Annotated in this window: 17 protein-coding genes; 12 read left to right on the top strand and 5 right to left on the bottom strand. The window is 63.7% G+C overall.

The features are described from left to right. The first annotated feature begins 120 nt into the window (after positions 1–120). Entirely contained in the window at positions 121–1,335 is a 1,215-nt protein-coding gene (serB, locus tag FHW75_RS03025) for a phosphoserine phosphatase SerB (RefSeq protein WP_019097700.1), read from the top strand. Positions 1,336–1,408: 73 nt separating this feature from the next. Here serB and asd read toward each other — a convergent pair whose 3' ends face one another. From asd to FHW75_RS03040, 3 genes are read right to left on the bottom strand one after another with little or no spacing between them, the layout of a single operon-like run. Beyond that, entirely contained in the window at positions 1,409–2,272 is an 864-nt protein-coding gene (asd, locus tag FHW75_RS03030; RefSeq protein ID WP_019097701.1) for an archaetidylserine decarboxylase, read from the bottom strand. A gap of 9 nt (positions 2,273–2,281) precedes the next feature. After that, positions 2,282–3,091, bottom strand: a complete 810-nt coding sequence (locus FHW75_RS03035; RefSeq protein ID WP_019097702.1) for a rhodanese-like domain-containing protein — start codon at positions 3,089–3,091, stop codon at positions 2,282–2,284. Positions 3,092–3,135: 44 nt separating this feature from the next. After that, positions 3,136–4,671, bottom strand: coding sequence for an HDOD domain-containing protein (locus tag FHW75_RS03040; RefSeq protein ID WP_025752410.1), 1,536 nt, complete (start codon positions 4,669–4,671; stop codon positions 3,136–3,138). Between the two features lie 130 nt (positions 4,672–4,801). Between FHW75_RS03040 and motA the strand changes: the two genes are divergently transcribed. Both motA and motB read left to right on the top strand, forming a co-directional pair. Continuing rightward, a complete protein-coding gene (motA, locus tag FHW75_RS03045) occupies positions 4,802–5,653 on the top strand; it encodes a flagellar motor stator protein MotA (protein WP_016712329.1) in 852 nt (283 codons plus the stop codon). Between the two features lie 3 nt (positions 5,654–5,656). Next, entirely contained in the window at positions 5,657–6,688 is a 1,032-nt protein-coding gene (motB, locus tag FHW75_RS03050) for a flagellar motor protein MotB (protein WP_025752412.1), read from the top strand. Positions 6,689–6,733: 45 nt separating this feature from the next. On the opposite strand, the gene rsgA is transcribed toward motB, so the two are convergent. Beyond that, a complete protein-coding gene (rsgA, locus tag FHW75_RS03055; RefSeq protein ID WP_019098047.1) occupies positions 6,734–7,765 on the bottom strand; it encodes a small ribosomal subunit biogenesis GTPase RsgA in 1,032 nt (343 codons plus the stop codon). Between the two features lie 152 nt (positions 7,766–7,917). On the opposite strand from rsgA, the gene orn reads away from it, so the two are divergent. Further along, a complete protein-coding gene (gene orn, locus FHW75_RS03060) occupies positions 7,918–8,460 on the top strand; it encodes an oligoribonuclease (protein ID WP_016712326.1) in 543 nt (180 codons plus the stop codon). Positions 8,461–8,551: 91 nt separating this feature from the next. After that, on the top strand, positions 8,552–9,163 hold the full coding sequence (locus FHW75_RS03065; RefSeq protein WP_003249516.1) for a trimeric intracellular cation channel family protein: 612 nt from the start codon (positions 8,552–8,554) through the stop codon (positions 9,161–9,163). 26 nt (positions 9,164–9,189) lie between these two features. On the opposite strand, the gene queG is transcribed toward FHW75_RS03065, so the two are convergent. Next, positions 9,190–10,254: a tRNA epoxyqueuosine(34) reductase QueG gene (queG, locus tag FHW75_RS03070; RefSeq protein ID WP_016712325.1), complete on the bottom strand. Its 1,065-nt coding sequence runs from the start codon at positions 10,252–10,254 to the stop codon at positions 9,190–9,192. 65 nt (positions 10,255–10,319) lie between these two features. Here queG and FHW75_RS03075 point away from each other — a divergent pair, with 65 nt between their 5' ends. From FHW75_RS03075 to hflX, 7 genes are all read left to right on the top strand, one after another. After that, positions 10,320–11,180 (top strand): NAD(P)H-hydrate dehydratase, encoded by an 861-nt coding sequence (locus FHW75_RS03075; protein WP_025752418.1) that lies wholly within the window; start codon positions 10,320–10,322, stop codon positions 11,178–11,180. Continuing rightward, complete coding sequence (gene tsaE, locus FHW75_RS03080) at positions 11,168–11,641, top strand: tRNA (adenosine(37)-N6)-threonylcarbamoyltransferase complex ATPase subunit type 1 TsaE (protein ID WP_016712323.1); 474 nt, start codon at positions 11,168–11,170, stop codon at positions 11,639–11,641. The genes FHW75_RS03075 and tsaE overlap by 13 nt, the downstream gene beginning before the upstream one ends. Positions 11,642–11,652: 11 nt before the next feature. Next, the gene (locus FHW75_RS03085) at positions 11,653–13,083 is read left to right on the top strand and encodes an N-acetylmuramoyl-L-alanine amidase (protein ID WP_016712322.1); all 1,431 of its coding nucleotides are present in this window, start codon (positions 11,653–11,655) and stop codon (positions 13,081–13,083) included. Continuing rightward, positions 13,080–14,978 carry a DNA mismatch repair endonuclease MutL gene (gene mutL, locus FHW75_RS03090; protein ID WP_019097354.1) on the top strand — a complete coding sequence of 633 codons (1,899 nt, stop codon included), beginning with the start codon at positions 13,080–13,082 and terminating at the stop codon, positions 14,976–14,978. The genes FHW75_RS03085 and mutL overlap by 4 nt, the downstream gene beginning before the upstream one ends. A gap of 1 nt (position 14,979) precedes the next feature. After that, the gene (miaA, locus tag FHW75_RS03095) at positions 14,980–15,951 is read left to right on the top strand and encodes a tRNA (adenosine(37)-N6)-dimethylallyltransferase MiaA (RefSeq protein WP_019097353.1); all 972 of its coding nucleotides are present in this window, start codon (positions 14,980–14,982) and stop codon (positions 15,949–15,951) included. A gap of 94 nt (positions 15,952–16,045) precedes the next feature. Then, on the top strand, positions 16,046–16,306 hold the full coding sequence (gene hfq / locus FHW75_RS03100) for an RNA chaperone Hfq (protein ID WP_003258160.1): 261 nt from the start codon (positions 16,046–16,048) through the stop codon (positions 16,304–16,306). A gap of 12 nt (positions 16,307–16,318) precedes the next feature. Next, positions 16,319–17,620, top strand: a complete 1,302-nt coding sequence (gene hflX / locus FHW75_RS03105; RefSeq protein WP_016712319.1) for a ribosome rescue GTPase HflX — start codon at positions 16,319–16,321, stop codon at positions 17,618–17,620. Positions 17,621–17,686: the final 66 nt, after the last annotated feature.

Genomic DNA, 17,686 nt, shown 5'->3' on the forward strand with positions numbered 1-17,686 from the left:
AATGGCATGAAAGTGGGGGGAGTATAGCGACCCGGGTTTTGTCGGCAAAGTATCGTTGGCGCCCGATGGTCACGGAAAATCGGTAGAATGCGCATTTTTCATCGAAGTCGGAGCCAGGTTGTGCGCGAAATCGTCCTGATCAACATCACCGGTGAGGACCGTCCCGGTCTCACTGCGGCTATCACCGGCGTCCTGCTGCAGGGCGGTGTGAGCATCCTCGACATCGGCCTGGCGGTCATGCACGGCACCTTGTCGTTCGGCATTCTGGTCGATATCCCGGACAACGAAGTGGCTACCGCGCTGCTGCAAAGCGTGCAGGCCAAGGCTCACGAGCTGAATTTGCAGGCCCGCTACACGCCGATTTCCGAGGCAGACTACCAGCACTGGGCCGACGGCCAGGGTGAAGCGCGCCACATCGTGACCCTGCTCAGCCGCAAGATCACCCCCGAGCAATTGCAGCGTGTGAGTGCGGTGATCAGCCAGTACGGCCTGACCATCGAGCGCATCGAACGCCTGTCGGCCCGGGTAGCGCTGGACGCCGAAACCGAAAAGGGCAAGGCGGCCATCGAGATTTCCGTGCGCGGCGTGCCGAGCGACGCCCAGGCCCTGCGGGCTGACTTCTTCGCCCTGGCTGAAGCGCTGAGCGTCGACATCGCCTTCCAGAAGGACGACCTGTTCCGTCGCAACCGCCGTCTGGCGGTGTTCGACATGGACTCCACACTGATCGAGGCCGAAGTCATCGATGAGTTGGCCAAGGCGGCCGGCGTGGGTGAGCAGGTGGCGGCCATCACCGAGCGTGCCATGCGCGGCGAGCTGGACTTCCGCGCCAGCTTCAAGGAGCGTATGGCGCTGCTCAAGGGCCTGGATGTGGGCGTGCTGGACGAAATCGGGGCTTCGCTGCGCCTGACCGAGGGCGCCGAAAACCTGTTCGCCGAACTCAAGCGCCTGGGTTACAAGACTGCGATTTTGTCAGGTGGCTTTACCTACTTTGCCCGCCAGGTGCAGGCGCGACTGGGTATCGACTACGTATTCGCGAACGAACTGGAAGTGGTCGACGGCAAGGTGACCGGCGTGGCGGTCGAGCCGATCGTCGATGCCCAGCGCAAGGCCGAGCTGCTGCAGAAGCTGGCCAGTGAAGAAGGTTTGCAGCTGGAGCAGACCATTGCCGTGGGTGACGGTGCCAACGACCTGCCGATGCTGTCGCTGGCCGGGTTGGGCGTAGCGTTTCGCGCCAAGCCGCTGGTGCGCCAGTCGGCCAAGCAGGCCATTTCTACCCTGGGGCTGGATGGTGTGCTGTACCTGCTGGGCCTGCGCGACCGCGACGCCCGCGGCTGACCTGGCAGTCTGGGGCTGCAAAGCCCCAATAAAAAGGCCCTGCTCATGCAGGGCCTTTTTCATGCGGCTTGAATCAAGCCTGTGCAGGCTCTGCCAACAGTTGCCCCATGCGCACTGCGGAACCAGCGCCCAGGTTTTCAGCCCATTTCACCTGCTCTGGTCCGAACAGCACGATGGCGGTCGAGCCCAGCTTGAAGCGGCCCAGCTCTGCACCTTTCTCCAGGTGGATCGGCGCACGACTGGTTTCGTCGTAACGGAAAGTCTTCAGTTCACGCTTGGGTGGCGTCACCAGCCCGGCCCACACGGTCTCGATCGAGGCCACGATCATTGCACCCACCAACACCACGGCCATCGGCCCGCGTTCGGTGTCGAACAGGCAGACCACGCGCTCGTTGCGGGCGAACAGCTCGGGAACGTTCTCTGCGGTGGTCTGGTTGACCGAGAACAGGCGGCCCGGCACGTAGACCATTTCGCGCAGGGTCCCTGCCAGCGGCATGTGCACGCGGTGGTAATCCTTGGGCGACAGGTAGATGGTGGCGAACTCGCCGCCCATGAACGGCGCGGCCATGGCCGGATCGCCGCCCAGCAGCTCTTGCGCGCTGAAACCGTGGCCCTTGGCTTGGAAGATGCGACCGTGCTCAATCGGGCCGAGCTGGCTCACAGCACCGTCGGCCGGGCACAGGATGGCACCTGGCGTTTCGTCCAGCGGGCGCGCACCCGGTTTCAGGGCGCGGGTGAAGAACGCATTGAAGTGCTCGTAGGCGCTCAAGTCCTCGACCAGGGCTTCGGACATGTTGACCTGGTAGCGCTTGGCGAACCAGGCGGTGAAGGCGTTCTTGAACCAGCGCGCGCGGCACTCGGCAACGCAGCCGGCCAACCGCGACAGCAGGTGGTGCGGCAGCAGGTACTGGCTGATGATGAACAGACGGGATTTCATGCAGGTTCCTTAAACTTCTACAGGCGTGTCCGGGTGGTTGCCCCATTCGCTCCACGAGCCGGCATAGGCCTTGACGCGTGGATAGCCGAGGGCCTTGGCCACCAGATAAGTGAAACCGGAGCGGCGATGGGTCTGGCAGTGGGTGATCACTTCCTTGTCAGCGGTGATGCCCAACTGCTCGAGGACTTCTTTGATGTCCTTGCGAATGCGCAGGTGGTCGTTGAGATCCATGCCGGCGGTCCACTCGAAGTTGATCGCGCCGGGGATATGGCCACCCTTGGCAGCCAGCACTTTCTCGCCGTTGAATTCCTGCGGGCCGCGCGCGTCCCAGATGACCAGGTCATTGGCGCCCAGGCGGCTTTGCAGGTACTCGCGGGTGGCGGTGGGCGCGTTGTCGATACGCAGGTGCACCGGAGTGTTGCCGTTGGCGGGCACTTCGGTGGTCAGCTTGTCTGCTGGCCAGGCCTGGATGCCGCCATTGAGGTAGTGGTAATGCTTATGGCCGATCACGTCGAGCAGCCAGATGAAACGCCCGGCCCAGCCGCCGCCTTCATCGTCATACACCACATACACGGCGTCGTTGCGGTGGCCGAGTTCGCTGAACAGTTTTTCCAGGTCACCCAGCGCAGGCAGCAGGCCGGGCGCAGGAGGCTGGCCAAGCTGGGTACGCTTGCCTTCGACAAAGCGTGCGCCGGGGATGTGCCCGCTGACATAGCGGTTGGCGCTGCTCAAGTCGACCAGGATCAGCTGGGGCGAATCCAGGCGTGGCAGCAGGTCCGCGGCTTCGATCACCAGGGGCAGGCCGGAAAAGTCAGTCATCCACGGTCTCCAGTGTGGAAAGAGGGGCGATTGTAGCGCAAGGCTCAGCCCTTGCGGTTGGCAAACACCGACAGCGCCCGCTCGGTACATTGCGCGGTCTTGCCGAAGGCCTGCACGCTGATGTCGGCCAAAGGCCGGCAGCCTTGGTCGGCCACCATCAGCATCAGCACCTGGTCGTTCACCGCCAGCGAGCGTAGCAGCACATGCTCGCTGCGGAACAGTGCACGCAGGGGCGCGGGTAACAGTGCCGAGAACTGGGCGTGGTTTTCCGGGGTGATGCGCAATTGCCCTGCCTGGGCCAGCAGCTTTTGCAGCAGTTTGTTCTGCGACACTTGGAGGGCCATGGTGCCAGCCTCCTTGGGCAGACCGGCAAGTTGCTGCACGCGCAGGTAGTCGCTGGCTTTGTCCAGGCTCAGCAGCAGGATGCGTTGCATGCCGCAGGCCTGCAGGGCTTCGAGGGCCTGGGTGGCCAAGTGTACGGTGTTGGTGAACGGGCTAGGCTGGGCCAGCAGGTGCTGGCACAGCTTGCGCCAGCGTGCCAGGTCGTCGCTGCTGGGCGGTGGCGGGGCGAGCATGTCCGGGTGCGGGCGGCGCTGGTGCCAGGGCCAGATCAACGCCTCTGCCGGGTGGAACAACGCGTGCCGGGCGTGGCGGCGGGCACTGGCGGCGGCCTGTTGGTGCACTTGCTGCTGCACATCTTCCAGCGAGGTTTGCAGGTACAGCGCAGTCAGTAGCTGCCAGCGCAGCAGGTGCGGGTTGTCCCAGCCAACTTGCGCGGCCAGGGCCAGGTTGTTGGCCAGCAGCACGGTGTTGGCCGGTTGGTTGAACCAGCGGCGCAGGCCGGGCTCGGCGTCCAGGCGGTGTTGCTGGCTGAGCAGGTCTTCGTCGCGGGCGATACTCAGCACCTGAGCCAGTTGCTCGCGCTCTTCCAGCAGCAGGCGGTAACCTTGGGTTACCCACTGCGGCAGGCGCCAGTACTCGGCCATGGTCTGGCACAGCGCCATGATCCGTACGCCAAACAGTTCTTCCTCCACATGGGCGGCGTCTTCGCCCTTGTGGATAACCCGTAGCTCCCAGGTGTCGAGCAGTTTGGGGTAGGCCAACGCCAGCGGCCAGAGTGGCGACAGGAACAGCAGGCTGCCCCAGTGAATCTCCTGCCACAGCCGTGCCAGGCGGCTGGCGAACAGGCCGCTGGCTTGTTGCGAGGCGTGCTGGCTGATCAGCTGGAACTGGCTGAGTACGGGCGGGATTTCTTCAACGGGCACCGAGGGCAGGCGCTTGAGCAGTTGTTCACTGCGCTCCAGGCCCAGGCGATTAAGGGCGACTTCCAGGCTTTCGGCAGGCTCTGCCTGGCTGGCATTGGTGGGGTGATTGGCTTCGCGCATCACCGACAGCACCAGTGCCGGGCTATCCTGCATCAGTTCGGCGATATCGCGCAGCGAGCGGCGGCTATCGTGGATGGCAGCCATGACCCGGTCGTAGCTGTGCTTCGGCACGGGGATGCGAACACTCTCTAGCAGCTTTACCCAGGCCTCTAGCGTACGTGGGGCCTGAGCGGGCACCTTGGTTTCAATTGGCATTTTGACATCAGTCCGAACTGGCTTTTCGCATTGAGTGGCTATAGTCTGGCGCAGTTCTGCCGATAAGTAGAAGAAGAGTTTTAAAGCTCCCGTCTCTTCCCCTGACCACGACAGCAAGTGCTTTGAACCTATGGCTAAAATTATCGGCATCATCGTCGTATTCGCGAGCGTGCTCGGCGGGTACGTGCTCTCCCACGGCAAGATCGCGGCGCTGATCCAGCCGTTCGAAGTACTGATCATTGGCGGAGCGGCCTTTGGTGCATTCCTGCAGGCCAACCCTGGCCACATGACCATGCACGTCATCAAGAAGTCGATGAAGATGTTCGGCTCGCGCTTCACCCACGCCTACTACCTGGAGGTGCTGGGCCTGGTGTACGAGATCCTCAACAAGAGCCGTCGCGAAGGCATGATGGCCATCGAGGCCGACATCGAGGACGCAGCAGCCAGCCCGATTTTCGCCAAGTACCCGACGGTGCTGGCCGACGAGCGCATGACCGCGTTCGTCTGCGACTACCTGCGCATCATGTCCACCGGCAACATGGCCCCGCACGAGCTGGAAGGCCTGTTCGACATGGAGCTGCTGAGCATGAAGGAAGAGCTGGAGCACCCGTCCCATGCGGTGACCGGTATCGCCGACGGCATGCCTGGCTTCGGTATCGTCGCGGCAGTACTGGGGATCGTGGTGACCATGGCCTCGCTGGGCGAGGGTGACCAGGCGGCTATCGGCATGCACGTAGGTGCGGCATTGGTCGGTACCTTCTTCGGTATTCTGGCGGCGTACGGCTTCTTTGGCCCGTTGGCCAAGTGCCTGGAGCACGATGCCAAGGAAGAGCTGAACCTTTACGAATCGATCAAGGCTTCGCTGGTTGCCTCGGCCTCGGGCATGCCACCTTCGCTGGCGGTCGAGTTCGGGCGCAAGGTGCTGTACCCCAAGCACCGCCCAAGCTTCTCCGAGCTGGAACAAGCGGTTCGCGGTCGCTGAGTCATGGAGAACAATCAGCCCATCATCGTCAAGCGCGTCAAGCGCTTTGGCGGCGGCCACCACGGTGGCGCCTGGAAAATCGCCTTTGCCGACTTTGCTACGGCAATGATGGCGTTCTTCCTTGTGCTGTGGTTGATGTCCACGGCCACGCCGGAGCAGAAGATCGCCATCGCCGGCTACTTCAAGGACCCGATCGGCTTTTCGGAAAGCGGCACGCCTTATGTCATCGACCTGGGTGGTTCGCCTGAGCTGGCACCGGAAAAAACCATCAATCCGGAAGCCAAATCCGAGCCGATGCCCGAAACCACGACCCAGCTGAACAAAGACCAGGTCGAGACCATGGCCGAGCAGGTCGAGCGTGAGCGCCTGGAGTTACTGCTGCAAGAGCTGCAGAACAAGGTGGAAGAGAACCCGCAACTGCAGAAGTTCAAGGACCAGATCCTGTTCGAGATCACCCAGGATGGCCTGCGCATCCAGATCATGGATGCCGAGAATCGGCCGATGTTCGACATCGGCAGCGCGCGCCTGCAGCCGTACTTCGAAGATATCCTGCTGGCCATGGCCGACACCATCAAGGCGGTGCCGAACAAGATCAGCATCAGCGGCCACACCGATGCCAAGCCGTATGCCGGCACTGGCGAATTCGGCAACTGGGAGCTGTCGGCCAACCGTGCCAACGCCGCACGCCGTGCGCTGGTGGCCGGTGGTTACCCGGACGGGCAGGTGGCGCGGGTGGTGGGCTACGCTTCGTCGTCGCTGTTCGACCGCAAGGACCCGTTCAACCCGGTCAACCGCCGCATCGACATCATCGTGCTGACCAAGAAGGCACAGCGCAATATCGAGGGTGAGCAGGGTGCGCCGGAAGCGCCGGCTGCCGAGCCTGCGCCACCGGCCAGCGGTACTGCGCCAGGGGCTGCGGCGCCGGCTGCACCAGGGGCAGCTGAACAAGCGCCAATGCAGCCGCGTGAGCTGCGCCAAAAGCTGAACATCTTTGAAGATGGCACGCTGAAGATGGATGAGGCCAAAGAGCAGTGAGCCTGCTCGGCCCTTCCGGGCGCGGCGCAAGGCCGCGCCTGCAACTCAATGGCTGTCTTGTGACAGGCTGGCAATGATCGAGCGGTAGCTGTTCATGCGCTGCGGCTTGATGCGCCCTTCGTCCAGTGCCTTGAGCAGCGCACAGCCCGGTTCGCGGTCATGCTTGCAGTCGCGGAAGCGGCAGGTGCCGAACAGGTCGCGGAACTCGATGAAGCCATCTTCCACATCGTCGCGGCTGACATGGCCAAGGCCGAACTCGCGGATGCCCGGCGAGTCGATCAGGTCGCCGCCGTTAGGGAAGTGGTACAGCCGTGCCGTGGTAGTGGTGTGGGTGCCCTGGCCAGACCATTCCGACAGGTCGCCGACACGGGTGCCGGCGTCTGGGAGCAGGCTGTTGACCAGCGACGACTTGCCCACGCCCGACTGGCCGACGAATACGCTGATGTGGCCGTCGAGCTGCTGTTGCAGGCGCTGCATGCCGTCACCGTGGTGTGCCGATACCTCCAGTAGCGGGTAGCCCAGTTCGCGGTAAACCTCCAGCAACGCATGCAGGCCAGGGCCGTTCTCGTCGTTGATCAGGTCGGCCTTGTTCAGCAGCAGCAGCGGGCGCAGCCCCGCGTGCTCGGCAGCGACCAGGTAGCGGTCAATCAGGTTCGGGTGGGGCTCCGGGGCCGGGGCGAACACGATCACGATCAGGTCGACGTTGGCTGCCACAGGCTTCAGCTGCCCGTGATTGTTCGGCCGGCACAGCTCGGTGCTGCGCGGCATCTGCGCCACGATCACGCCAATGCCCTGGTTGCCCGCACGCCATACCACGCGGTCGCCTGTGACCAGTGCTGGCAGGTTGGCGCGCAGGTGGCAGCGGAACACCTGGCCTGCGGATTCGCCGTCCTGGGCTTCCACCTCTACCTGCACGCCGAAGTGCGCGATCACCAGGCCCAGTTGCTCAGGCCCCAGATCGCCGCCTTCCAGTTCTTGCAGCACGTGCTGCTCGCGTTTGGCGGCGCGAGCGGCGCGCTCGCCCTGGATTTTTTCGATCCGCCAGTTCTGGCGGCGATTGAGCTGGCGTTTGGCCATGAAGGTACCGTGAGAGAGGCCCGGCGAGGGGCATTGAAAACGGCAGGCAGTTTAGCACGCCAGGCGTTGGACTTTTCCGCTTACCTTTGTGCAGTGAATGGGCGCGCCCTGGCCACTAGGCTACTATGACGGCCTATACGAGGAGCCCCTGCATGCAAAACCCACAGAACCTGATCTGGATCGACCTGGAAATGACCGGCCTGGATCCGGACAGCGACGTCATCATAGAGATGGCCACCATCGTCACCGACAGTGAGCTGAACACCCTGGCCGAAGGGCCGGTGATCGCTATCCACCACAGTGACGAAGTGCTGGCGCGCATGGACGAATGGAACACCCGCACCCACGGTGCTTCGGGCCTGACCCAGCGCGTGCGCGAGAGCAAGGTCAGCATGGCTGAAGCCGAGGCGCAGACCATCGCCTTCCTCGAACAGTGGGTGCCCAAGGGCAAGTCGCCCATCTGCGGCAACAGCATCTGCCAGGACCGCCGCTTCCTCTATCGCCACATGCGCAACCTGGAAAACTACTTCCACTACCGCAACCTGGATGTCTCCACCCTGAAGGAGCTGGCCGCGCGCTGGGCGCCGAATGTGCGTGACAGCTTCAAGAAGGGCAACACCCACCTCGCGCTCGACGACATTCGCGAATCGATCGCCGAGCTGCGCCACTACCGCGAACACTTCATCAAGGTGTGAGCTGAAACGGCGCAGATATTGTATCTGCGCCCCCTTTTGGTGCTTCGAGCAACTGGTTAGACTGCGCGCCTTTCTCGCACGGACACGCACCATGTTGTTGATGCTCTACCTCATCGCCATCACTGCCGAAGCCATGACTGGCGCGCTGTCTGCCGGGCGCCGCGGCATGGACTGGTTCGGCGTGGTGCTGATCGCCTGCGTCACCGCCCTGGGTGGCGGCTCGGTGCGCGACGTGCTGCTCGGGCATTACCCGCTGACCTGGGTGAAACACCCGGAATACCTGGTGCTGACCAGCTTCGCGGCGCTGCTGACCATCTTCATTGCGCCGATGATGCGCCGCCTGCGCTCGCTGTTTCTGGTGCTCGATGCACTGGGGCTGGTGGCCTTTACCCTGATTGGCTGCATGACCGCGCTGGAGATGGGGCAGGGCATGCTGGTGGCGTCGATCAGCGGGGTGATCACCGGGGTGTTTGGCGGCATCTTGCGGGATATCTTCTGTAACGACATCCCGCTGGTGTTCCGGCGCGAGCTCTATGCCAGCGTGTCGTTCGCGGCGGCGTGGTTCTACCTGGGGTGTGTGTATTTCAAGGTGCCGGCAGAGCAGGCGATGCTGCTGACGTTGTTTGGCGGGTTCCTGGTGCGCTTGCTGGCGATTCGTTTCCACTGGGAAATGCCCAAGTTTCACTATAACGACCAGCAGTGAATTCGTGGGCCGCACAGCGGCCCCAGCTATTGAATACCGTGCCGGGCCAGCGCCCACTCCACATGCTCGCGCACCAGCTCCGATTCATCGTCACGCCGTGCCTTCAGCGCCTCGATCACTGGAATGGTGGATGGCGCATTGCCCAACCCCACCGCCAGGTTGCGCAAGAACCGCTCATACCCCGCCCGCCGCAACGGCCCGCCCTCGGTCTTGCGCAGGAAGGTGCGCTCATCCCACAGGAACATTTCCGCCAGCTCGGCATTTTCCAGCCCATGCCGTGGCTGGAAGTCCTGCTCCTGGCTGTGTTTGGCAAAGCGGTTCCATGGGCAGACGATCTGGCAATCGTCGCAACCGAACACTCGGTTGCCCATCTTCGCGCGCAGCTCGACAGGGATCGCACCCCTCAGTTCGATGGTCAGGTATGAAATGCAGCGCCGCGCATCCAGCACATAGGGCCCGACGAAGGCCTGGGTCGGGCAGATGTCCAGGCAGGCCTGGCAGCGGCCGCAGTGTTCGCTGGTGGTGGCTTCGTCCACCGGTATTGGCAGGTCGACAAACAGCTCGGCGAGGAAGAAGTAGCTGCCTGCCTTGCGGTTGAGCAGCAGGGTATTCTTGCCGATCCAGCCCAGGCCGGCCTGTTCGGCCAGGGCCTTTTCCAGCACCGGGGCGCTGTCGACGAAAGCGCGGTAACCGAACGGGCCGATGGCCTCCTGGATGCGGTCGGCCAGGAACTGCACGCGCTTGCGCACCAGTTTGTGATAGTCCCGGCCCAGCGCATAGCGCGAGATGTAGGCTTTTTCAGGCTGTGCCAGGCGCTGTGCCATCTGTGTGTCGCCGGACAGGTAGTCCATGCGCAGCGACACCACGCGCACGGTACCGGGGATCAGCTGATCGGGGTGCGATCGCTTGCTCCCATGTGCGCCCAGGTACTCCATCTCGCCCTGGTAGCCAGCATCGAGCCAGCGTTGCAGGTGGTGTTCGTGTTCGCCAAGGTCGACCCCGGCGATGCCAACGTGGGCAAAACCGAGTTCTTGGCCCCAAATCTTGATCGATTGGGCCAGTTGGGCGAGGTCAGGCGTACAGACGGACATGGATGGGCAAGGCAATACGGGTTCAGGTGCGTATAATTCTGCCAGACATTGGAGCCTTTGACCCCATGCCGCAGACTAAACACCCCAGCCATGCCCCTCAACTGCTCAGCAGCGTGACCGTCACGCACCTGGCGGCCCGGCATGCGCATGCCCATAAGGGCGACTTTGGCCATGTCCTGGTGGTCGGCGGTGACCTTGGCACCGGCGGCGCCGTGCTGCTCAGCGCCGAAGCCGCGCTGCGGTGCGGTGCCGGGCTGGTCAGCGTGGCAACCCGGCCCGAACATGTCTCGGCCAGCCTGGCGCGTTTGCCCGAGGTAATGTGCCTGGGCGTCAGTTCGGCCAATCAGTTGATGGGTGTGCTGGAGCGAGCCTCGGTGCTGGTGGTCGGCCCGGGGTTGGGGCAGGCGGCATGGGGCCGCAGCTTGCTGTCGGCGGTGGCCAATGCCGAGCGGCCGCAGGTGTGGGACGCCGATGCCCTGAATTTGCTGGCACGTACCCCACTGGCCCTGCCCAGTGGCAGCATCCTCACCCCGCACCCGGGCGAGGCGGCGCGGTTGCTGGGCATTTCCACCGAGGCGGTGCAGGCCGACCGCCCGGGTGCTGCGCGCAAGCTGGCGCGACGGTATAACAGCGTCTGCGTGCTGAAAGGGGCCGGTACCCTGGTGGCCGACCCTGCCGGGCAGTTGATGCTGTGCGAGCGTGGCCATCCGGCCATGGCCGGTGCCGGCTTTGGCGATGTGCTGACCGGTGTGCTGTCGGCGTTGCTGGCCCAGGGCCTGGACGCCTGGCAGGCCGCCGGGCTGGGGGTGTGGCTGCACGCCTGTGCGGGCGAGCGGCTGGGTGTAAAAGGTAGAGGCCTGGCGGCCAGTGATCTGGCGCCGGTCATTCGAACGTTGTTGGAGGAGCATTCTGCGTGTCTGGCATAACCCTGTTTCTGGCCGATGAAGACGCCACGGTCAAATTTGGCGCAGCACTGGCCGAGGTGACCGGCGGTCGCGGCGTGATCTTTCTTGAAGGCGACCTGGGCGCTGGCAAGACTACGCTTTCCCGAGGGCTGATCCGCGGCCTGGGCCATACGGGGGCAGTGAAAAGCCCGACCTTCACCGTGGTCGAACCCTACGAGATCGGTGAGGTCCGAGCATTCCACTTCGACCTGTATCGCCTGGTCGATCCGGAGGAGCTGGAGTTCATGGGGATTCGTGACTATTTCGAGGGCGACCCGCTGTGCCTGTTCGAGTGGCCACAAAAGGGTGCGGGCGTTTTGCCAAAGCCTGACCTGACCATTACCATAAGCCCCCAAGCGGGCGGACGCTCGCTGATCCTTTCGCCGCAGGGGGCTCGCGGCGAGGCCTGGTGCGTGGCACTGGCCAAACACTATAAACAGTAAGTGGGGTAGGTATGCGCATACGCGCACTGGTCGCCATCGTTGGTCTGCTGCTGACAACGGTGACCGTTGACGCTCTGGCCGTCACTCAAGTCAAGAGCGTGCGCCTGTGGCGCGCGCCAGACAACACGCGGCTGGTCTTCGACCTGTCTGGCCCCGTGCAGCACAGCGTCTTCACCCTGAGCGCGCCGGACCGCCTGGTTATCGACATCAATGGTGCGACCCTGGCCGCGCCGTTGAACGTAGCCACCTCCAACACGCCGATCAGCAGCGTGCGTTCGGCCCAGCGTACCCCGACCGACCTGCGCGTGGTGGTCGACCTGAAAAAGTCGGTCACCCCGAAAAGCTTCACCCTGGCGCCGAATGCCCAGTACGGCAACCGCCTGGTGGTCGACCTGTACGACCAGGAAGCCGACGCCATTGCGGCCAGCGCGCCGCCTCCGGCCCCGGCGCCGGTGCAGACGCCTGCGACCACGCCTGCCGTGCCGGTAAGCCCGGCCCAGCCCGCCATCAAGCTGCCACCGGTACCGAGCGGCAAGCGTGACATCGTGGTGGCCATCGACGCCGGCCACGGCGGCGAAGACCCGGGGGCCTCCGGCTCGCGCGGCCAGCACGAAAAAGACATCGTGCTGCAGATCGCCAAAGAGCTGCAGCGCCAGATCAACAGCGAAAAAGGCTTCCGTGCCGAGCTGACCCGCACTGGCGACTACTTCATTCCGCTGCGCAAGCGCACGGAAATCGCCCGCAAGAAGGGCGCCGACCTGTTCATCTCGATCCATGCCGACGCGGCACCGTCACGCGCCGCCTTTGGTGCCTCGGTGTTCGCCCTGTCTGACCGTGGCGCTACCTCCGAGACCGCGCGCTGGCTGGCCGATACGGAAAACCGTTCCGACCTGATCGGGGGGGCCGGTAACGTCAGCCTGGATGACAAGGACCGCATGCTCGCTGGCGTGCTGCTGGACCTGTCGATGACCGCCACCCTCAGTTCCAGCCTCAACGTGGGGCAGAAGGTGCTGGGCAACATGGGCCGCGTCACCTCGCTGCACAAACAGCGCGTGGAACAGGCCGGCTTCATGGTGCTGAAATCGCCGGACATTCCATCGATTCTCGTTGAAACCGGTTTTATCTCGAACAACAACGAAGCCGCCAAGCTGGCCACCGCCAGCCACCAGCAGGCGTTGGCCCGCTCGATCCACACCGGTGTGCGCCAGTATTTCCAGCAAAACCCGCCGCCTGGCACTTATATCGCCTGGCTGCGTGACACCGGCAAGATTGCCGCCGGCCCGCGTGAGCACACGGTACGCCCTGGCGAAACCCTGGCGATGCTCGCCGTGCGCTACCAGGTGAGCGTGGCCAGCCTGCGCAGCACCAACAGCCTCAAGACCGATGAGCTGAAGGTCGGCCAGCGCCTCGACATCCCTGCTACTACATTGGCCTCGCAATGAGTGGCGGTTCGCGCATTCAGCTGCTCAGCCCGCGGCTGGCCAACCAGATTGCCGCTGGCGAGGTTGTCGAGCGGCCGGCCTCGGTCGCCAAGGAACTGCTGGAAAACAGCCTGGACTCCGGTGCCCGACGCATTGACGTGGAAGTGGAGCAGGGCGGCGTCAAGCTGCTGAAGGTGCGCGACGATGGCAGCGGCATTTCTGCCGATGACCTGCCGCTGGCCCTGGCCCGCCATGCCACCAGCAAGATCCGCGAGCTGGAAGACCTCGAAGGGGTGTTGAGCCTGGGTTTCCGTGGCGAGGCGCTGGCTTCGATCAGCTCCGTGGCGCGGCTGACCCTGACGTCGCGTACCGCCAGCGCTACCGAGGCCTGGCAGGTGGAAACCGAAGGCCGTGACATGCTCCCGCGCGTACAGCCGGCGGCGCATCCGGTGGGAACTTCGGTGGAAGTGCGCGACCTGTTCTTCAATACCCCGGCGCGGCGCAAGTTCCTCAAGGCCGAGAAAACCGAATTCGATCACTTGCAGGAAGTGATCCGCAGGCTGGCGCTGGCACGTTTCGATGTCGGCTTCCACCTGCGGCATAACGGCAAGAGCATCCTCAGCCTGCATGAGGCTCACGACGAAACAGCGCGTGCCCGGCGGGTAGGTGCCATCTGCGGCCCGGGCTTCATGGAGCAGGCGTTGCCGATCGACGTCGAGCGCAACGGCCTGCGCCTGTGGGGCTGGGTCGGCCTGCCGACCTTCTCGCGCAGCCAGGCAGACTTGCAATACTTCTTCGTCAATGGCCGCGCAGTGCGTGACAAGCTGGTCGCCCACGCCGTGCGCCAGGCCTACCGCGACGTGCTGTTCAATGGCCGGCACCCGACCTTCGTGCTGTTCCTGGAGCTGGAGCCCAACGGCGTCGACGTCAACGTGCACCCGACCAAGCACGAAGTGCGCTTCCGCGAAGGGCGTTCGGTGCATGATTTCCTGTATGGCACCCTGCACCGTGCCCTGGCCGATGTGCGCCCGGAAGACCAGCTGGCCGCGCCTGCCGCCGTGCCTGAGGTGGTCCGTCCCACTGGCCCGCAGGCCGGTGAGTTCGGCCCGCAGGGCGAAATGCGCCTGGCTTCGCCGGTGCTTGAGCAGCCTCGTGCCCCGCAGCAGTCGTTCTCCAATGGCGGCAGTGGTGCGGGCTACCAGTATCAGTACACCCCACGCCCCTCACAGCCGGTGCCGGCTGCCGAAGCGCAGGCGGTGTATCGCGAGTTTTACAAGCCGTTGGAAAACGGTGCGGCGCCGGCAACGGCCCTTCCCGAAAGCCAGGGTGACATTCCCCCGCTGGGCTACGCGCTGGCGCAGCTCAAGGGCATCTACATCCTCGCTGAGAACGCCGTTGGCCTGGTGCTGGTGGACATGCACGCCGCCCACGAGCGCATCATGTACGAGCGCCTGAAGGTGGCCATGGCCAGCGAAGGCCTGAGCGGGCAACCGCTGCTGGTGCCTGAAACCCTGGCCCTGAGCCAGCGCGAAGCGGACTGCGCCGAAGAACACGCGCAGTGGTTCCAGCGCCTGGGCTTCGAGCTTCAGCGCTTGGGCCCGGAGACCCTGGCGATCCGCCAGATCCCGGCCTTGCTCAAGCAGGCGCAGGCCAACCGGCTGGTGCAGGATGTGCTCGCCGACCTGATGGAGTACGGCACCAGCGACCGTATCCAGGCGCACCTCAACGAACTGCTCGGCACCATGGCCTGCCACGGCGCCGTGCGCGCCAACCGGCGCCTGGCCATTCCCGAGATGAACGCCCTGCTGCGCGACATGGAAAACACCGAGCGCAGCGGCCAGTGCAACCATGGCCGTCCCACATGGACCCAGATGGGCCTGGACGACCTGGACAAACTCTTCCTGCGCGGTCGATGAAATGAGCGGCAAGCCCCCTGCAATATTCCTGATGGGCCCTACGGCGGCCGGCAAGACCGACCTGGCTATCGAGCTGACCCAAGTGCTGCCTTGCGAGCTGATCAGCGTCGATTCGGCGCTGGTCTATCGCGGTATGGACATCGGCTCGGCTAAACCGCCGAAAGAAATCCTCGCTGCCCACCCGCACCGGCTGATCGACATCCGCGACCCGGCCGAGAGCTATTCGGCCGCGCAGTTCCGTGCTGACGCCCTGGAGGCCATGGCCGAGATCACTGCACGCGGCAAGATACCGCTGCTGGTGGGCGGCACCATGCTCTACTACAAGGCGTTGATCGATGGCTTGGCAGACATGCCGGCGGCAGACGCTGCCGTGCGCGCCGAGCTGGAGGCTCAGGCCGAAGCGCTGGGCCTGGCCGAGTTGCACCGCCAGCTGGCCGAGGTTGACCCGGTGTCAGCGGCGCGCATCCACCCCAATGACCCGCAGCGACTGATCCGGGCGCTGGAAGTGTACCGGGTGAGTGGCGAGAGCATGACGGCTCATCGCCAACGTCAATTCGCGGAAAGTCGCGGCGCAGACGCAGGCGCTGACGGACATTTGCCCTATACTGTCGCCAGTTTGGCGATTGCTCCTACAGATCGTCACATTTTGCATCAGCGAATTGCGTTACGATTTTCGCAGATGCTGGAACAGGGCTTCGTTGACGAGGTCCGATCGCTGCGAGCCAGAAGTGACTTGCACGCCGGGCTGCCGTCTATACGGGCAGTGGGGTATCGGCAGGTCTGGGATTACCTGGATGGCAAGCTGACTGAGAATGAGATGCGTGAACGCGGTATCATTGCAACCAGGCAGCTGGCCAAGCGGCAGTTCACCTGGTTGCGTGGCTGGCCTGACGTACACTGGCTTGACAGCCTGGCCTGCGACAATCTGTCCCGCACCTTGAAATACCTTGGGGCCATCTCCATATTGAGCTGAGTCCCTGCTGATTGCCGTCTATTCTTGCGAAGGGGCGGCCTAATTTATCGATTTTATTGATTTTCTATTATTTATCCTTACAGGAGTGCGGCATATGTCAAAAGGGCATTCGCTACAAGACCCTTACTTGAACACCTTGAGAAAAGAAAAGGTCCCGGTATCCATCTATCTGGTCAACGGCATCAAGCTGCAGGGCTCGATCGAATCCTTCGACCAGTTCGTGGTACTGCTGAAAAACACCGTCAGCCAGATGGTCTACAAGCACGCCATTTCGACTGTCGTGCCTGCCCGTCCGGTTCGCCTGCCAAGCCCGTCCGATTCCGAACACGGCGACAGCGAGCCAGGCAACGCCTGATAGGAGCCTGCATTGTTCTTTGAGCGCCACGGTGGTGGTGAGCGGGCATTGCTCGTTCACTTGGAAGGTCAGAACCCTGAGGCGCGCGAAGACCCGCAGGAGTTTCAGGAGTTGGCATTGTCGGCCGGTGCCGACATCGTCTCGTTGGTCACGGTGTCAAGGCATCAGCCTTCCGCCAAATACCTGATTGGCAGTGGCAAGGTCGAGGAATTGCACGACCTGGTCCATGCCGAGCAGGTAGACCTGGTGATTTTCAATCACACCCTCACGCCCAGTCAGGAGCGCAACCTTGAACGTGTGTTCGAGTGTCGTGTGCTCGACCGTACCGGGCTGATCCTCGATATCTTCGCCCAACGGGCGCGTACCCATGAAGGCAAGCTGCAGGTCGAACTGGCCCAGCTGGAGCACATGAGCACGCGGCTGGTGCGCGGCTGGACCCACCTTGAGCGACAAAAGGGTGGTATCGGCCTGCGCGGCCCGGGTGAAACCCAGCTGGAAACCGACCGCCGCCTGTTGCGGGTGCGCATACGCCAGATCAAGTCACGCCTGGAAAAGGTACGCAGCCAGCGCGAGCAGGCGCGCCGTGGGCGCAAGCGCGCAGACATCCCGTCGGTGTCGCTGGTGGGTTACACCAACGCCGGCAAGTCCACGCTGTTCAACGCCCTGACCGAATCCGAGGTGTACGCCGCAGACCAGTTGTTCGCCACGCTCGACCCGACCTTGCGCCGGCTTGAGCTGAACGACCTGGGGCCGATCGTGCTGGCCGACACCGTGGGCTTCATTCGCCACCTGCCGCACAAGCTGGTCGAGGCATTTCGGGCTACGCTCGAAGAGTCGAGCAACTCCGACCTGTTGCTGCATGTGATCGACGCCCATGAGCCTGAGCGCATGGAACAGATCGAGCAGGTGCTGGCTGTGTTGGGCGAGATTGGTGCTGAAGGCTTGCCGATCCTCGAGGTGTATAACAAACTCGACTTGCTCGAAGATGTCGAGCCGCAGATCCAGCGCAACGCCGATGGCAAGCCGGAACGGGTCTGGGTATCGGCACGCGATGGGCGTGGCCTGGAGCTGGTCGGCCAGGCAATTGCCGAGTTGCTGGGGGATGATCTGTTTGTCGGTACCCTGTGCCTGGAGCAGCGTTTTGCCCGTTTGCGCGCGCAATTCTTTGCCTTGGGTGCCGTGCAGAGTGAAGAGCATGATGAAGAGGGGCGCAGCCTGCTGAGCGTGCGACTGCCCATGGTCGAACTGAATCGCCTGGTCAGCCGCGAAGGCATGGAGCCGCAAGTGTTTGTCGAGCAACACACTTTGCAATAAATGCTCGTCGAGGTCGCCGGGCAGCAGTGACAGGCATTCTGTAGCATTGGACGGCGCGCCGTGGGC

It is taken from the genome of Pseudomonas sp. OG7, assembly GCF_014192825.1.
GTDB lineage: Bacteria > Pseudomonadota > Gammaproteobacteria > Pseudomonadales > Pseudomonadaceae > Aquipseudomonas > Aquipseudomonas monteilii.

What these genes read in the sequence shown, in the direction of transcription:
- asd (WP_019097701.1), bottom strand. Translation starts at nt 2,272, where the DNA reads ATGAAATCCCGTCTGTTCATCATCAGCCAGTACCTGCTGCCGCACCAC.
- FHW75_RS03035 (WP_019097702.1), bottom strand. Translation starts at nt 3,091, where the DNA reads ATGACTGACTTTTCCGGCCTGCCCCTGGTGATCGAAGCCGCGGACCTG.
- FHW75_RS03040 (WP_025752410.1), bottom strand. Translation starts at nt 4,671, where the DNA reads ATGCCAATTGAAACCAAGGTGCCCGCTCAGGCCCCACGTACGCTAGAG.
- motA (WP_016712329.1), top strand. Translation starts at nt 4,802, where the DNA reads ATGGCTAAAATTATCGGCATCATCGTCGTATTCGCGAGCGTGCTCGGC.
- motB (WP_025752412.1), top strand. Translation starts at nt 5,657, where the DNA reads ATGGAGAACAATCAGCCCATCATCGTCAAGCGCGTCAAGCGCTTTGGC.
- rsgA (WP_019098047.1), bottom strand. Translation starts at nt 7,765, where the DNA reads ATGGCCAAACGCCAGCTCAATCGCCGCCAGAACTGGCGGATCGAAAAA.
- orn (WP_016712326.1), top strand. Translation starts at nt 7,918, where the DNA reads ATGCAAAACCCACAGAACCTGATCTGGATCGACCTGGAAATGACCGGC.
- FHW75_RS03065 (WP_003249516.1), top strand. Translation starts at nt 8,552, where the DNA reads ATGTTGTTGATGCTCTACCTCATCGCCATCACTGCCGAAGCCATGACT.
- queG (WP_016712325.1), bottom strand. Translation starts at nt 10,254, where the DNA reads ATGTCCGTCTGTACGCCTGACCTCGCCCAACTGGCCCAATCGATCAAG.
- FHW75_RS03075 (WP_025752418.1), top strand. Translation starts at nt 10,320, where the DNA reads ATGCCGCAGACTAAACACCCCAGCCATGCCCCTCAACTGCTCAGCAGC.
- FHW75_RS03085 (WP_016712322.1), top strand. Translation starts at nt 11,653, where the DNA reads ATGCGCATACGCGCACTGGTCGCCATCGTTGGTCTGCTGCTGACAACG.
- mutL (WP_019097354.1), top strand. Translation starts at nt 13,080, where the DNA reads ATGAGTGGCGGTTCGCGCATTCAGCTGCTCAGCCCGCGGCTGGCCAAC.
- miaA (WP_019097353.1), top strand. Translation starts at nt 14,980, where the DNA reads ATGAGCGGCAAGCCCCCTGCAATATTCCTGATGGGCCCTACGGCGGCC.
- hfq (WP_003258160.1), top strand. Translation starts at nt 16,046, where the DNA reads ATGTCAAAAGGGCATTCGCTACAAGACCCTTACTTGAACACCTTGAGA.